At 56.2% G+C, this 15,587-nt stretch carries 15 protein-coding genes and 1 pseudogene; 11 read left to right on the forward strand and 5 right to left on the reverse strand.

Annotated elements, in window-relative coordinates:
- Window positions 1-19 precede the first annotated feature (19 nt).
- From BTO02_RS05305 to BTO02_RS05320, 4 genes and pseudogenes are all read left to right on the forward strand, one after another.
- Window positions 20-1,411 carry a T6SS phospholipase effector Tle1-like catalytic domain-containing protein gene (locus tag BTO02_RS05305; RefSeq protein WP_232243456.1) on the forward strand — a complete coding sequence of 464 codons (1,392 nt, stop codon included), beginning with the start codon at window positions 20-22 and terminating at the stop codon, window positions 1,409-1,411.
- Between the two features lie 15 nt (window positions 1,412-1,426).
- On the forward strand, window positions 1,427-1,771 hold the full coding sequence (locus tag BTO02_RS05310) for a PAAR domain-containing protein (protein ID WP_075156147.1): 345 nt from the start codon (window positions 1,427-1,429) through the stop codon (window positions 1,769-1,771).
- A gap of 125 nt (window positions 1,772-1,896) precedes the next feature.
- Window positions 1,897-2,178 (forward strand): annotated as a pseudogene (locus BTO02_RS05315) (TOBE domain-containing protein); the annotation flags it as partial.
- A gap of 85 nt (window positions 2,179-2,263) precedes the next feature.
- A complete protein-coding gene (locus tag BTO02_RS05320) occupies window positions 2,264-2,617 on the forward strand; it encodes a hypothetical protein (RefSeq protein WP_075156149.1) in 354 nt (117 codons plus the stop codon).
- Between the two features lie 100 nt (window positions 2,618-2,717).
- On the opposite strand, the gene BTO02_RS34120 is transcribed toward BTO02_RS05320, so the two are convergent.
- Window positions 2,718-3,602 carry a hypothetical protein gene (locus BTO02_RS34120; protein WP_156883749.1) on the reverse strand — a complete coding sequence of 295 codons (885 nt, stop codon included), beginning with the start codon at window positions 3,600-3,602 and terminating at the stop codon, window positions 2,718-2,720.
- 524 nt (window positions 3,603-4,126) lie between these two features.
- Here BTO02_RS34120 and BTO02_RS05330 point away from each other — a divergent pair.
- Entirely contained in the window at window positions 4,127-5,362 is a 1,236-nt protein-coding gene (locus BTO02_RS05330) for a PfkB family carbohydrate kinase (RefSeq protein WP_075158615.1), read from the forward strand.
- Window positions 5,355-5,948, forward strand: a complete 594-nt coding sequence (locus BTO02_RS05335; protein ID WP_075156151.1) for a 7-cyano-7-deazaguanine synthase — start codon at window positions 5,355-5,357, stop codon at window positions 5,946-5,948. The genes BTO02_RS05330 and BTO02_RS05335 overlap by 8 nt, the downstream gene beginning before the upstream one ends.
- Before the next feature lie 84 nt (window positions 5,949-6,032).
- Here the strand turns inward: BTO02_RS05335 and BTO02_RS05340 are convergent, their stop codons facing one another.
- The 4 genes from BTO02_RS05340 to BTO02_RS05360 form a co-directional block, all read right to left on the reverse strand.
- Window positions 6,033-6,653, reverse strand: coding sequence for a trimeric intracellular cation channel family protein (locus BTO02_RS05340; RefSeq protein WP_075156152.1), 621 nt, complete (start codon window positions 6,651-6,653; stop codon window positions 6,033-6,035).
- Window positions 6,654-6,675: 22 nt separating this feature from the next.
- Window positions 6,676-7,443: a Smr/MutS family protein gene (locus tag BTO02_RS05345; RefSeq protein WP_075156153.1), complete on the reverse strand. Its 768-nt coding sequence runs from the start codon at window positions 7,441-7,443 to the stop codon at window positions 6,676-6,678.
- Window positions 7,444-8,465: 1,022 nt separating this feature from the next.
- On the reverse strand, window positions 8,466-9,098 hold the full coding sequence (locus BTO02_RS05355; RefSeq protein WP_075156155.1) for a LysE family translocator: 633 nt from the start codon (window positions 9,096-9,098) through the stop codon (window positions 8,466-8,468).
- A gap of 236 nt (window positions 9,099-9,334) precedes the next feature.
- Entirely contained in the window at window positions 9,335-9,577 is a 243-nt protein-coding gene (locus BTO02_RS05360; protein WP_075156156.1) for a SymE family type I addiction module toxin, read from the reverse strand.
- A gap of 415 nt (window positions 9,578-9,992) precedes the next feature.
- Between BTO02_RS05360 and BTO02_RS05365 the strand changes: the two genes are divergently transcribed.
- The 5 genes from BTO02_RS05365 to BTO02_RS05385 all read left to right on the forward strand — a co-directional run bounded on the left by BTO02_RS05365 (window position 9,993) and on the right by BTO02_RS05385 (window position 15,403).
- Window positions 9,993-12,344 carry a type VI secretion system Vgr family protein gene (locus tag BTO02_RS05365; protein WP_075156157.1) on the forward strand — a complete coding sequence of 784 codons (2,352 nt, stop codon included), beginning with the start codon at window positions 9,993-9,995 and terminating at the stop codon, window positions 12,342-12,344.
- Window positions 12,334-13,710: a DUF4123 domain-containing protein gene (locus BTO02_RS05370; protein ID WP_232243457.1), complete on the forward strand. Its 1,377-nt coding sequence runs from the start codon at window positions 12,334-12,336 to the stop codon at window positions 13,708-13,710. The genes BTO02_RS05365 and BTO02_RS05370 overlap by 11 nt, the downstream gene beginning before the upstream one ends.
- 37 nt (window positions 13,711-13,747) lie before the next feature.
- A complete protein-coding gene (locus BTO02_RS05375; protein WP_075156159.1) occupies window positions 13,748-14,260 on the forward strand; it encodes a DUF3304 domain-containing protein in 513 nt (170 codons plus the stop codon).
- Between the two features lie 210 nt (window positions 14,261-14,470).
- Complete coding sequence (locus tag BTO02_RS05380; RefSeq protein ID WP_198039191.1) at window positions 14,471-14,887, forward strand: DUF3304 domain-containing protein; 417 nt, start codon at window positions 14,471-14,473, stop codon at window positions 14,885-14,887.
- A 3-nt stretch (window positions 14,888-14,890) separates the two neighbouring features.
- Window positions 14,891-15,403 (forward strand): DUF3304 domain-containing protein, encoded by a 513-nt coding sequence (locus BTO02_RS05385; protein ID WP_083614993.1) that lies wholly within the window; start codon window positions 14,891-14,893, stop codon window positions 15,401-15,403.
- The last annotated feature ends 184 nt before the right edge of the window (window positions 15,404-15,587 follow it).

Consider the following 15,587-nt stretch of genomic DNA (forward strand, 5'->3'; position numbering starts at 1 on the left):
GATGGACTTCTTAAGGTCGATGAAGACGGCAACGCAACTTCATGCTGAAGAGTTTTCGACCTGCGCTACTTGTGAGCAACAGCCGTGGTTCACCTTCTTCTTCGACGGAACAGGCAACAATTCTCGCATCGATGAACCGAAACACAAGCTGTCGAATGTCGCCCGCTTGTATTCGGGGCATGCCTTTCAGGAGACGCCACTCATCAATCGCTTCTATTACCCAGGCGTTGGGAGTCCACTCAACGCAGGCGATGCGGGCTGGTGGGAAAACGTCCGCGACAGCGAGGTATTGGGGGCTGGCGCCGGGCTTGGCAGCGACGCGCGGTTAGTGCGGGCCGAGACTGATTTTTACTTTAACCTTCGCAAGAACAACAAAGTAACCCGCATCGACATCGCCGTCTTCGGCTTCTCGCGCGGCGCGACACTAGCACGCGCGTTCGTGAACCGCTTACTCGACCGATGCACGATGAAAGACGGCGTCCCTCACTGGCCGTGCCACACAGCACTCGATGGCGAATCCGCTCCACTGCACATTCGCTTTCTCGGCTTATTCGACACGGTCGAATCGATCGGCTTGCCCGCTCATAACCTTTCCGACTTGCGCCTGCGCGTGCCCGAGCAAGTAGAGAGATGCGTGCACCTGGTCGCCGGTCACGAGCTGCGCGCCTGTTTCCCGCTTACCGCTGTCGGAAACGGTAGCGCATGCGAGGAGATCGTGCTGCCCGGCGTTCATTCCGACGTAGGCGGCGGATATCAACCGGACGAACAGGGGCGCTCCGATATGCTCGCGCGCATCGCTTTGAATCGCATGCGTCTCGAAGCTGCGATCAGCGGTGTACCGTTTACCGCCCCGAAGCTCGCGGAAGAGAAGATTAACAACCTGTTCGAATACGACGAGACCGTAAAAGCGCTGTTTAACGAATACATGGAGGCGGTGAAGGAAACCGGCACACTGGAGCAGCAGCTATTCGCCCACATGCGCCTGTACTACGGTTGGCTGAAGGCCCGTTTCGGCCGCAACCCATGCGAGCTCTACAAAGATGCCTGTTCAACGAACCCGGAAGTCGACGCCCAGCTGAAGCGCATCCAGCAGTTTCACGAGCGTATGAAGGTGGATGCCGACACGCTCAATTGGCGAGCGTATCTGACGCAGCTGTGGCAATCCGATCGACCGGAGTACGACCGCACGATCGCCACCGCGGGCGGCGACACGGTGACGAACCGGCCGTTGTCTGCCGCGGAGCAAGCCTATTGGGAAGCATGGCTAAACCCTCCAACGTTGTCGCGCAACCTGATCCGTCTTTTCGACTTGTACGTGCATGATTCCCGCGCCGGCTTTCTGAATATCGACAGCAGCGGCTATCTCAGGCCACGCCATATCGGCACCCGCGTCGCAATCACGCGTCAATAAGCCGGAGCACGAAAAATGACGCGCATCTTTTACGCCATCGTAGACGGCGATCCGCTAACGAGCGGTGGTTACGTGATGGTGCCACCGCATCAAGACACAGTCGAAGACGATCAGGGAAAGAAGCGAAACATCGCATACGTCGGGCACAGCGCATGGTGCGCGCAATGCAAGTCGATGGGCGTGATCGTCGGTGGCTCGGGCATGTCGATGGACATGCGTCCGGTCAACCAGGCATTAGGCGGTTTGAAGCAGGCGATCAGCGGCGATTACGTCGCGTGCGGGTGCCACGAAAACCCGAGAGTCGTCGCTCGCTACGCCCCCGGGTTAAGGTTTATCGACAAGCAAACACCTGAGCTTTAAACGAAAAACGACCAACCTCATCGGAACGACACGCCCGCACCGCCAATACTGCGTCGACGTACCGCAAGCCGCAGTGCCGACCAGGCCGACATCTTGAGCTTCGACGGGCGAGCGCGCAATCGCATATCGGCAAGGAAGTCATTCTGGGCTTGCGGCCTGAGCGGATTACCGATCCGCGCCATGCGCACAATGCGGAAGGCGGCAAGCTGCAGGAGGTCGAGGTGAGGGTGGACGTGATCGAGCCGACGGGGCCCGATACGCTGGTGTTCGCGCAAGTGAACGGCAAGCGCATTGTGAGCCGCGTGCACCCGGGCGCGAACCCGCAGCCGGACCAGAATATGTCGCTGCTGTTCGATGTGTCGAAGGCGGTGTTGTTCGATCCGGCGACGGAAGAACGCATCGCTTAAGGATTAATATTGGCGAGCTATGCTAAGGCCCTACGCGTGAGATAACGCCAGGGCCTTTTTTGATGAGCATTCCGGAGACTTCATCATGACGTCCAATTCTTCCGCTCCCAAGAAGCCGCTTTCGCAGAAGCGCGTCGATCTGCTCGGGGCGCTGTTGCAGGAAGCGCTGTTGACGGGGCGTCGACATTTGCGCCAGTTCTCGCAGCTGGCGGCGCTGGCGCGTGCGATTGAAAGCCCGGAGACGCCGGCGATGGATCGGGTTCGGCTGCTTTCGCTGTTAGGGCAAGTGGCGGCCGATGCCGAGGCGCAGTCGCAGCTCGATCTGGAAGTGTTCGAGAATCTGATGGGCGGGCGCGTGATGAAGCGGCAGGTCGAGCAGGAGGAGGCGCATGAGCGGAAGGATGTGAGCGTTATGCCTTGCAATGGCACGCGACACTAACTGCGTCTGCACCTGTCGACACAAAAGCTGCAAGAACTCGATGCACACCGCATTATTTAGGCGTTAGGCGGTGTGCGTATTAAAAAGCACGACAACACGTTCATGAAAACATATCTTCGACCTTTTTGAGTCTTAGACGCCACATTTCGAGGTCTTCGACTCTGTCGGCATAGCGCTTCTCGATGTAGTCGGCTATATATTTTTTCGAATTATCTTCTAAATATTTATTGCAGAAAGTCAAATTATAAGTTTTGGGTTGGCCGCTAATTTCGGAGCGACGAATTAGGTTGATGCCATACATGCACTGCATAAATCCGGAAAGAAAATTTTCCAGTGATATCTCCGTTGCCTGGCAAAAAGTAGAAATGGATAGGTTTTTCTGGGTTGCCTTTGCTAGTACGCAAGCATAGGTGAACAGATTTCCTGCAAGCGACGTAACTTCTAAAAACCGTTTTACCGCGTCATCACTTATATCTGTCGCGCTATAATTTGAGACGGTCGGCTTCTCCCCAATTAATCGGAATCTCGATTCCAATTGATCGAATCTTGTGGGGATGGCTGTTATCGATGAGTTTAGTGCTGCTGTCTCTGTTTTAACGTCGTCGAGAGTCGAGCGTAAGGCCGTTAAAGTTATGTTAATGTCATTGGAGAATCGTTCAATCGATTCAGTGTTGTGTCGGGCCGATTCGGTTGAACTTTTTGTTAGTTCTATGAATTCGGAAACCTGATCTTTTGACGCGCGAATATCATCTGAGATGTCTTCGATATTGCCTAAGCTTTTCGATAATCCAGCGTTGGATATAAATGAGTAAAAGATTGCCACAAGTCCGAGCATAAGTGATGTCATTGTCGCGGCATTGCTCAGATAATTTGTGAAATCAGGTATATCAGTCCATTTGTATGTGGCAATCAATATGATTATTGATGTTAATATGCCAATACAATAGCGGAAGTGAATTTCAAGCGTGCGTGTTTCGTTCGTCATATATTTTCCGGTTTTGTTGGTTTGTCGCGGTCGCGCACGATGCTGCCGTGGCAGGCCGTCAGCGACCTATGCGCATTAATGCTAGATGAATAAATGATCATCGCCAAATCTTGAAGTTGTAATGTCACCCTTCGGCCATTTGTGCGTCCACATTATCTCAATTTGTGGCAGTATTACGCGAATATCAATTTGGACGCTGCGGGGTAACGCATGTCTGGTTCCGGGTCTCGTCGATGGATTCCTTCGACACCAAAAGAGTCATGCGATACGTTAGCGTTTCGCACCGCCTTAAACTCTCCCCAGCCAAACGTTCTGGGCAACCTGCGCGTAGGTGAAGTACTGGACGTTGCGCTATCTGCACTACCTCATCAACGCGTTAATGTGTTGAAGTCAGGGACTATCGTCGGAACGCTAACTGGGCACGCCGTACCCGCGCTAATTCGATGCCTTCAAAACGGTTACGGTTTCGAGGCGCAGGTCTCGGAGATAAAGGGTGGTGATTGCAAAGTTCTAGTGAGGCCAAGGTGAGCGCGGATATAGCAGTGATCGGTGGCAGCTACGGTGAAGAGTGTGCATTTCCACGACGGCAGGTGTTTCGCGGAAGCGGTACTCGTGCAGCGGTGGCGTTGGCCACCATGGGCGCGAAAGTACGCCTCCATACTGTTCTCGGTACCGCTTTAGAAGCAGAGTTTCGTGCAATTGCAGACAAATTTTGCTATGAGTTGGCCGCGACGACTACATCCGATGATATTTGGTTTAGATATAGATATCCCATGGGTCGCCCTGAGTTATATCCGTCGCGCGTTCTAAAACCGGTGGTGCATGAAACAGTTCGCGCCGACTGTGCCCTTGTATTCGGCATGGTTGAAGGGCGTCCGCAAACTCACGCAAATCGGGTCGTTTATGATCCGCAAGACGGCGATGGGTCCATAGACTACATAGCTAACGGATCTACAGCTAATGAGCTTGCGATGGTCGTATCCCTTTCCGAGGGGCGTGCGCTTACTGGCCATAACGAGGCTGACTGTATCTTGGCAGCGTTGCTTAAGTTGTCAGGCGTAAGCGCCGCGGTGATTAAGTGCGGTCCGCAAGGGGCGCTGGCGGGCACGTTGAACGCTCGAATTTGGATTCCATCTGTTCCGACGACAAACGTGTATAAGATCGGATCCGGAGATATATTTTCAGCGGCTTTTGCCTTTGCTTGGATGGCGGACAACGCGCCCGCCATCGAGGCGGCTAAGTTCGCATCGTTGGCGACAGCACGGTATGTCGAGACGGCAACCGACAGTTTTAACAGCGGCGTTAGGTCAGATCTGAAAATCCACGCGTCTTTTCTCGCAGAAAACGGTCAACAAGCGGAGCGCGCCGTCCCCAAAGGCCGGATTTATCTCGCGAGTCCGTTTTTCAACACAGCACAGCAATGGATGGTCGATGAGGTTCGCGAGGCGCTACGCGATATGGGATTTAACGTGTTCTCGCCAATTCACGATGTGGGCGAAGGGCTTGTTGAGGACATAGTAGAGCGCGACTTGCAAGCGCTGGATAGGTCCGAAATTGTCATCGCACTTTTAGACGGACTCGATCCGGGCACCATATTCGAAGTGGGATATGCAAGGGCGCGTGCGATCCCAGTGGTAATAATTGCTGAATCCGTTAGTGAGAATGCGCTGACGATGATGATTGGATCGGGCTGCTATGTTACAAGTGATTTGACGACTGGAATATATGCGGTCTGTTGGAAATTAATGGGCGATGTCTAGTCTCTTATTGTTATCCGGAGGCATTGATTCAATTTGCCTTGCGTATTGGTATCGGCCTGATATTTGTTTAACGGTTGCATACGGGCAAGTAGCGGCAGCCGCAGAGATTCAAGCGTCCGCCCAAGTGTGCTTTGAGCTAAGTTTAAGGCATGAGATCGTTCACGCTGAGATTCCCCGTTTAGGCAGTGGAACCATGGCAGGTGAGGCTTCATCACCTCACTCAGCGCATGAAGAGTTTTGGCCCTTTCGGAATCAATATCTCATCACTTTGGCTGCGATGCTGGCGATAAATCAAAAGTGCGATAGAGTGATAATTGGTACCGTTGCTACAGACGTTCGGCATGCGGATGGTTCCTCTGCGTTTGTGCAAACGATGAGTAAAGTTTTGAGCATCCAGGAAGGCCAAATTCTGTTGGAAGCGCCAGCGATTGGATTGAGCAGCGTTGAACTTATAGTGGCTTCGCGCATTCCATATTCGCTTTTGGCATGGGCGCATTCATGCCACGCGGGGTCATTTGCATGTGGCCAATGTCCTGGCTGTGTGAAGCACTCGCTGGTGATGAATGAGCTGGGGATCGATCGATAGTGCGTTCCTACTGTGGCACGTTTTGGCACGCGTTCAAGAAGTCCGCTCGAAAATTTTCAGGAATGTCCAGAAAGTTGTTAAGGCTTAGTGCGGCAGGCGGATGTCGAATTTGAAGGTGACGAGCCGCGCGATCAGGATGAACATCGTGGCGATCAGCACGCTGTAGACGTTGTCGAAGTTGATGTGATCGAGAAAGACATAAAGCAGGCAGCCCGCGAAGGCGCAGGTTGCGTAGGGGCGGGAGTCGCGCAGAATGAGCGGGACTTCGTTGCAGAGCACGTCTCGGATCACGCCGCCGAAGACGCCGGTGGTGACGCCCATCATCGCGGCGGTGAAGCCGGGGAGTTGGGCGTCTAACGCGAGCGACGTGCCTGAGACGCTGAAGAGGCCGAGGCCGATGGCGTCGGCTACCAGCAGGACACGCTCTGAGAACAGGCCCGAGGCGGCTTTGAGCAACATCGGCGCGAAGAACGACACCACGAAAAGCGCTATCACATAGTCCTCATGCTGGACCCAGTAGAACGGGCGATGCTCGAGCAGGATGTCTCGTACGGTGCCGCCGCCGAAAGCGGTGGCCATGGCAACCAGAAATGTACCGATTGGATCGAGGCGGCGCGCGCGGGCTTCGATAAAACCCGAGATGGCGTACGCGAGGATGCCGATTGCCTCCATGACGGCAAGGGCTAGGGTGAGGCGCGGGTGCATTGTTGGGTGCGCTTGGGTGCTTTTAAGGCTTGGGTTGGTTTGTTGGTGCGCCCGGTTGCAGCAGGACGAGAACGGCGCCGGCGCCGCCGTCGTGCGGTCGGGCCTGGCAGAAGGCTATCACTTCTTCCTTTTGCACGAGCCATGCGCGGACTTTGCCCTTTAGAACCGGCTCTTTGCCGATTGAGCCTAAGCCCTTGCCGTGGATCACGCGCAGGCAGCGTAGGCCTTTCTTGCTCGATTCGCGGATGAATTCGGCCAGTGCTTCGCGCGCTTCTTCGCGGCGCATGCCGTGCAGGTCCAGTTGCGCTTGCACGATCCATGCGCCGCGGCGCAGCTTGCGGACGACTTCCTGGGCGATGCCGGGGCGGCAGTAGAAGAGGGATTCGTCTGTGTCTAACAGCATCTCCGGGTCGAACTCGTCGGAGATGGCTTCGGTTAGGACGGCGGCTTCGTCCAGGCGCGTTTGGACCGGCAGAGGCGCAGGTGGGTTGCGGGGGAGGGTGGCGCGGGGTTTTGTGCCGAGTGGCGTTACGCTTTCGCCTAGCTCGCGGCGGAAGAGGTCGGAGTCGGCGTCGGCTGCGCGCTTGGCTTCGCGGGCTTTCGCTTGTGCCTGCTGCTGGCGCTGGGATTGTTTTTTTAGGGCGTCGCGGAGGGTGGCGAGGTCGGAGAGGGTGGAGCCGCGGGTGAGGGCGGGTTGGGGTGGTTCGGCCGCCGGTTGTGCGGGAGGCTCGGGTATGCGGGCTTTCGCTGTGCGCTTGGGGTCGCTTGGGTGGGGGCGGTTCTTTGGCATGATGCGTGAAAGCTTGGAGAAAGTTACGACGCTTATACAGAACGCCCTCGCGAACAACTATTGCGGCGCTTAGCGACCTCAGCTCGTCGACTACCTACGAATTTTATCCACTCTCCACGACAGGATGTGAATTGTCCGGATCCCTTCGGTGGAACGCGATCGGCCATGAACGGCCGGTCGACACCATCGCGTAGATCGTCGACAATCAACGCACTCGCGAACTGGGATTCGCACCGCATCCGTCTAGGCGCAACATGCGAAATGATCTAAACCGCGCAACTTACTGGATTGCGTTCACACTCGAACGCTGCCAGTTTCCGAATCGCGAGGCGCTCGCGGCGCAATTCGCGAATGCTGAAATCGGCGAGCTTTGTCAATGCGGGTGCAACAGTTTCGCGCTATCAATGGCTGCGCCCGATGGCGTGCCTAGAATATCTACGAGCGGACACGGTTACGGTCTGGTGTTTGAAGCTCACTTTCGGGACCTTAGCGAACCCGACGAGTCACGATCGCTTGAAATTCTTTTGTTCGCCGATGATTCGGGTCATTTGAGCTACGTTGAGATCGACTACTGCGGAAACGGACTACCAATCCCCGAGCGCATGAACCTCGACTCGGCTCCCTATCACCTTTTCCAAGGTGACACTCTGATCCGCGCATAGATAACGGGCGTGTCCATTCAACGTACGTTCGTCGCGGCATGCCGACACACCAATGATGTCCGCTCCGGAGAGCGTCGAGCGGCCGGAACGGGTCGCGTGCTGCCGATCTCGGCCGTGTGAGATTCAGGTGGTCCATGCCATTTGCATGAGTCGCTGATCGGCCAGGAGCCGCCGGTCGAGGCGCCGATCCACTTTGCAAGCCAGAGGTCTCGGCCGTCCCTTCGCAATGGCCGGTTTCCGGCGAGCAAATTGACAGCGATATCGCCTCAAGGCGGCCACTTTGAGCCGTTCGATCGAGGCACCTAGATCGCTAACGATTTTGTTCGGAACCGCAACGACGCCAGCCTTTCCGTGAATTATTCAGCTACGGCTTGCGACAGCAAGTCGCGCCGCCAATCCAGCGAAAACGGAAGCAAGCAGGTATTGAGGGGTTCGAGACGGACGGCGTCGGGCCGCCCATTGGCGGCTAAGGTGACTTGCAGAAAGTATGACCACACCGTTCACGATCAGACCGATGAAGTTGAGCACGGTGGCGAGAGTCAAAATCTGAAAGGCGATTGCGCCGTCTTGGGGACGGACAAATTGCGGGAAGAGCGCAAGGACGAACAATGCCATCTTCGGATTCAGCAGATCGGTCAGCAACCCCTGCCTGAATATCTTCCCAACAGGAAAGCGGGCACCGCCAGCGGTAGTCGAGATCGGCATCGGGGATGCGCGGACGGTCTTCCATGCGAGATAGAGCAGATAGGCGGCACCCGCGAACCGGACGACATCGTAGGCGATGGGAACCGCGAGAAACAACCGAGACAGGCCAAACGCCGCCAGCATTGCGTGGCAATAGGTTCCAACCAGAATCCCGGCAAGCGATGCGAAACCAGCCGACCGTCCTTGAGTGACGCTTCTCGACGCTATGAGCAGCATGTCCGGACCGGGGGTCATAGTCAGCGCGAGACAGGCCGCTGAAAAGAGTCCGAGAGTAGCGAGGCTAAGCATGGAAGATCCCCTTGTGCGCGTGACGCAAAAGGGATCTCAGTCTAATGAACGCTATTTGTGGGGTCAATCGGTTTGACTGGCCGTTTTCGGTCATGCCGTCAGTCCGTTGTGGGTCGATTGTGGTCAGATATGCGCATTCAATCGATGACTGCCCGCCGTTCGACGGGGAAAAGCCGGGTGGATGTCTAAAGGACCAGAGCCAACAACCGTCCGGTCTGGTCCCCTTCCTCATCCCCCTACGCCGGCGTAATCACCAACTTCCCCTTCTGCACTTCCACGCGAGCCTTCCCCGAAATCTCAAACCCCGCCTCTTCCAGCCACCGTCCCGACAGCCGAATCCACGGCACAGGCGGATAATCTTCGTAATTATGTCTCCACGACGGCCAGTGCTTCGGCCGATAAAACGGCTGGCGTAGTTTCGACACGGTCAAGAGACGAACCGAAGTACCGTCCTCTGCTTTATGATTGCGATCAGCCATGAACAACTCCTCGATTGAGTTGGTTGTGGTTAGCGGGTCGTGTGGGTGGCAGCCCATGCGGCCCGCGCTCTTTCTCCTTCCTGCTCTCCTTCTTCTCATTCCGTTTGCTACAGAAAGAACGTGTTCAACGTTCTTTAGCGATCCGACATATTTTCAATCATCGGATCAACAAATGCAATGACGCGTTCAAGCTAAAGATGCACAAAACAGGCGAAGCTCACGCCCACCGCACATAGCAACCCGATTGCACAATCCCCCACGCAGCAAGAGAAATTAGCTGCTTAAGCCGCAATTCTTGTATTCCCCCGAAAAAGCTAAGAATCGTCCAATAGACGTTACCGACCGTGTCGCGTAATTTGTCGGGCTTGTCCCACTCAAGCTAACTAAAAACCGCATCTCTAAACGACAAACGTCCATGGACAACGAATCGACACACTCTCACCGCCAGTACCGTCTCGACATCCCGCAAACCCCCAGCGCCGAAAAAGCCGACATCTACAGCTTCGAGGGCGAGCGCGCAATCGGAGAGCCGAGTCGCTACGTCATCCGCTTCACGCATCCGAACCACGAGCTCTCACGCGCCGACTATCTCAACAAACCGGCATCGCTCGTCATCCAACCGCGACACGACCCGTTGCAAACGCGCGAGCCCGAACCGGAGCGCCGCGTGCAGGGCGTGATAACCCGTTTCACTCAACGGCAAAGCAGCCCCGACGAAACCACGTACGAGGTTGTATTGGAATCGCGCCTCGCGCTGCTACGCAACGCCCCGAAATGCCGCTTCTTTCTCGATGCGACTCTTCCGGAAATCATCGAGAAAATTCTGCGCGAACATCAGTTCGACATGCTCATCGCGCGCTTCGATTTCACGCTGTACCGTCAATATCGAAAGCATGCGTTCGTCATGCAATGGGAAGAAGACGACCTGACCTTCATCACGCGCCTATGCCGTCGCAGCGGAATATGGTTCGTCTGCGAGGAGGGCAAGCGTTGCGAAGTCGTGCGCTTCGCCGACGACCTCACGCACTACCGGCGCGATCCGAACCTGACCGTACCGTATCTGGAGTACAGCGGTATGAACAGCAACGGTGCGCAGTCCGTGCACACGCTGAAAATGCACGCGAAAACCATCCCCACGCGTTACGCGGTGCGCGCCTACAACTATCGCCAGGCATTCAAGCCTGTCGAGAGCACGAACCTGATTCGCGACGACCGCACAACCTACGGTGAAACGTATACATGGGGCACGGCGCATCTGAACAACGAAGAGGCGCAACAGGAAGCGCTGCTGAGGCGCGAGGCCGCACTAGCGAGCCAGGTGATCTATGAAGGCAAGGGCGATATGCTGGACCTCGCGCCGGCGAGCGTCATCAAACTGTCCAACCGCGAATTGCCCGACGCGAAGCATGGCTTGCTCGCGGTACGCGTGAAATGCAGTGCCTCGCGCAGCAGTTCGTATCAGGTGGAGTTCACCGCGATTCCGTGCGATCGGCTCTACCGTCTGCCGTTGATGGAGCATACGTGGCCGCGAATTCACGGCACGATCACCGGCACGATCGCGTCGCCGGGCGATTACAAGGAACCGTATATCGACGAGAACGGCGAGTACATCGTCAACCTTCACCTCGATCGCGACCAACGCGTTCCCGGCCTGAACAGCTGCCCGATGCGGCTCGCGAAGCCGTTTGCCGGCGCCGATGAAACGGGTTTCCACTTTGGCCTCGTCGAAAGAACGGAGGTCACGGTCGGCTTCCATCACGGCAATCCGGATATGCCGTACATCAGCCAGGTGCTTCACAACTCGCGCGCCCCAGACCCGATCGTATCGAAGCGGCGCTGGAACAGCCGCAGCACGTTACGCACGCGTTCGAACAATACCGTCGAGTTCGAAGACTGGCCCGACGAGGAACACATCAAGGTCGCCACCGAGCAGGGTAAGTCGCAGCTCAACCTCGGCTATACGGTGGACCGCAACCGCAAGTTCCGCGGCGAAGGATTCGAACTGCGTACCGATCTGAAAGGCTGCCTTCGGGCCGGCGGCGGCATGCTGTTGTCAGCGGACATGCAGGAGCGCGCCATTGGCGAACAGACGGACATGGAAGCCGCGCTCAATCACTTCCGCACCACGCTTGCGCAAGCACAGGCGCTGGCGGATACCGCACGGGCCGCGCAGGCAGAGATCGCGGATGTGAAGGCGGAAAACCAGTGGCTTAAAGAAGAATTGGCGGACCTGAAAAAAGCCGTGATCGCGCTGTCGGCGCCAGACGGTATTGGCTTGTCTACGCCAAGCCGGGTGCTGGTTGCGGCAGGTAAGGATATAAGCGCCGCAACGTCGTCCGCATTTAACGTGAGCGCGATGAAGAATGTGGTGGTTGCCGCGGGCGGCATGTTGTCGGTGTTTGTTCATCGGCTCGGCATGAAATTCTTCGCTTCGCGCGGCAACATTGAAATCCAAGCTCAAAGCGACGAGATCAAAATCGCATCAAACAAGGATACAACCATCACCAGCAGCAACGGGAGTGTTGTGATCGAGGCGAAGGAGCAGCTGATCCTCAAATGCGGCGATTCGTATATCAGCCTCACACCTTCCGATATCGAAGACGGAACATCGCGCACTCGCACCTGGCGGGCGCGTAATTTCCACCGCCAAGACCCCGCGAGCATGCCGTCCGATTTGCCCGTGCTTCCTCAACCTGTAGGGACGGAGTGCGCGCGCAATGCGGGCAACGCTAGCGTCCCGTTCGTGCGTATTCGACGTGGCCTCTAATTCCCAATTTCTAATGTCATCGCCCTACGATGAACCGTTGCTTGAGCCGATCCGCGAGCAGTATGCCTCGTTCGAATCCACGCATCCTTCCATGCGGCTCTATGCGTTGATCGACGCCCACGTGTTGTATTCCCCCTGGGCGCATGGCTTCCGCGGCCGTCTCCGTGGTATGCCGTGCTTCCCTTTGTACGGCGGCACGGGTCTCGATGATCTGTCGGAATCCGGCCCGGTGCTGATTGCTTGTCCGAAACCGGATGACGGCCACGCGCTGGGGTTTATGCGTAGCGTGATGGAACTCGCGCTACGCGATTGCAGATTCGCTTCGTGGATATGGTCTACGCACGAAATCGAACCGCTTGTCGCGCATCTTCAAACATTGCTGCAGGCAAGACTCGGCCCTGACGGCGATGAAGTGTGGTTCCTGTTTTACCAGCCTGCCTATCTTGCGGTGCTTCATCGCTTGCTCTCGGACGAGGCGCGGGCCTATATGTTCGGCCCGTGTCTCGCGTGGTGGTGTATCGATTTTCGCCACGAGGTGATCAAGCTTGCTGGCGAGAATTTGCCGCTGCCAAAGGCGTGGGATGCGCTGCCGATACCGGAGCACGTGGCGAATGAACTGCAACGCGCCGGTTCGCTGATGCAAGTGCATGCGTGGCTGAAACGAGCGCGTCCGGAATTGCTCAATCGCCTGTTCCATACAAACAGGCAATTGCAACAGGTATCACCGCATGTCGAGCGTGCACTCGAATATGGCATTACGCGCAAGATCGATCTGTGTACGTATGCGGCGTATGGACTGCTTTACGGCGAGCGATATGACGATCATCCGGCGTTGCAGGCAATCCTTAGCCGTGCGGGTACGTGCAAGACGACGCTGATCGATGCGTATGCGGCGGCGGGTCCGAACGTGTGGGCAGAAGTGGCCGAGACCGCGAAGCAGCGCGCGGCCGAGGCCGCGATAGCCGCATACCAGCAAGAGATACGTACGTCTAAAACAGCGACGGTGAAAGTCTGGCTCGTCAATGCTCGACATGCTCGGTTACGCAACGTGCAGATCTGGCTGATCGACGGATGTCGCTTCTTTTGCGCTTCGCTGGGAAACATTCAGGAAGCCTGGTCGAAATTCCTCGAGTGCGGGATGGAATTCGCGTCCGCAAGCATGCCGGTGCCGGGGGAGCGCGTCCAGGTGGGATGGTGGGAGCGCGGCGTGACCTATTGCGAAACGATCGTAAGAGGAGAACTGCCGCGCGCGGAAGGCGAGGGGCTCGCCATCGTGACGCTTCACTTCGATGGACGCGTCACCGTGAGCATGCATGCCGATCAGCCTGATCCAGCGCCGGAATGGTGGCGGTTGCAGCAGCCTTGACGGGGTGTGGGATTTTTTCGACTGATAGGGGTGTTGAATGAAACGGATTGTTTTGTTGCTGATTGGTGTGGGCATCGGGGCGCTGATGCCGGGCTGCAAATCTGCGGGTTCTGGCGAGGACGTGCTGGCGACTGCCTGGAGTGCGAACTACACCGAGGACTATATCTACGACTTCAGGATACGGAAGGTCTCGGGCAAGGACACCGGCCTTGAAGGTATTCAGGTTAAAGAGTTCTCGAGAGGCGGGACGGGATCGAGTGAGTGTTGCTCGACCATACCTCGCGTCGGGCAGCAGATCGAGATTGTGTGGCGCGTCGGTAATTACCGCGCCGCGGATACGGACATGAAGACGTTTAACAAGACCGTAGTCGTGACCGGAACAATGCCAAAGAAAACGCTGGAACACAGCGTTTTGATCGTGCGCTTCTTCCAGAACCATGAGGCGGAGGCCGAGTTGATACCGGGTGACGGCGATTTTGGTCCATCGAATCAGCGCATCGACAAGCTGTTCTTTGCCGTCCCGCGCGTGATGCGAGCGAAGGGGGAATGACATGCAGGAATGAGTTGATGTGGGATTTGATCGCGCCGGACGGCGGTCCGGGTTCGCGGCTTGATCAGTTGTTTTACGGTTGGCGCGTTATGCGCTAAATGAGGGATTAAGGAAATGAGGCGAATCGCTTGCCTATTGCTTTGTATTGGAACTATAGGACTGCTCTATGGCTGCGCGTCGACCAAATCGCAGGAATACGTGAGGGCATCCGTGTATGGACTGAACTACAGCGAAGACTATGTTTGGGATTTTTCGATTCTGACGGAATCGGGCGAGCAGACAGGTATGGGTGGCTCCCGGGTACAAGAGTTCTCCAAAGGAGGTCTCAGTGGACTCGAGTGTTGTGCCTCAATTCCACGCGCTGGCCGGACCGTGATTGTTGAGTGGGAAGCGGGCGACCGCAAAGAAGCTGACGTGAACTGGAAGAGTTTCAGGAAAAAGGTGGTTGTGAGGGGCGAGGACTCGAGTGATCCGGACAAGTTGAACTCATTGGTTATTCGCTTCTTCCCCGGGCACGAGGTAGAAGCTGAACTGATATGTGAATCGACAGGATCTGATGCCAGACCCAGCCCGCGGCGCGATCAGTTGTTTTATGGAAGCAGCGTTATGCGTCAAATGGGGGAGTAAGGAATGAGACGAATTGCTTGCCTATTGCTCTGTATGGGGACCGTGGGGCTGCTCTACGGTTGCGTGTCCACCAAATCAAATGAATACGTAACCGCATCTGTGTACGGAGTGAACTACAGCGAAGACTATGTTCCGGATTTTTCAATTCTGACCGAATCGGGTGAGCAGACAGGTATGGGCGGCTCCCGGGTTCAGGAGTTCTCCAAAGGGGGCCTCAGTGGACTTATGTGTTGCGCGCCGATTCCAAAGCCAGGTCGGTCCTTGATTGTCTCGTGGCACATCGGTGACCGCAAAGAAGGCGAAGCGAACTGGAAGAGTTTCAGGAAAACGGTAGTTGTCAGGGGGGAGGCCTCAAATGATCCGGACAAGATGAACTCACTGGTGGTTCGCTTCTTTCCCGGATACGAAGTAGAAGCCGAATTGATGTGTGAATCGACAGGGCCTGATGCTGGTCCCAGCCCGCGACTTGATCAGTTGTTTTATGGACGCCGTGTTATGCGTCGAATGGGGGGCTAAGAAGTGAGACGAATTGCCTTTCTGTTGCTTTGTGTCGGAGCCTGTTTGCTCTGTGGATGCGCGTCAACGCGACCGAGCGGACACGTAACAGCATCTGTGTCAGCAGTGAACTACAGCGAAGACTATGTTCCGAGATTCTCCATTCTGACTGCATCTGGCGAGCCCACTGGAATAGGAGGTGTAC

It is taken from the genome of Paraburkholderia sp. SOS3 (assembly GCF_001922345.1).
Taxonomy (GTDB): domain Bacteria; phylum Pseudomonadota; class Gammaproteobacteria; order Burkholderiales; family Burkholderiaceae; genus Paraburkholderia.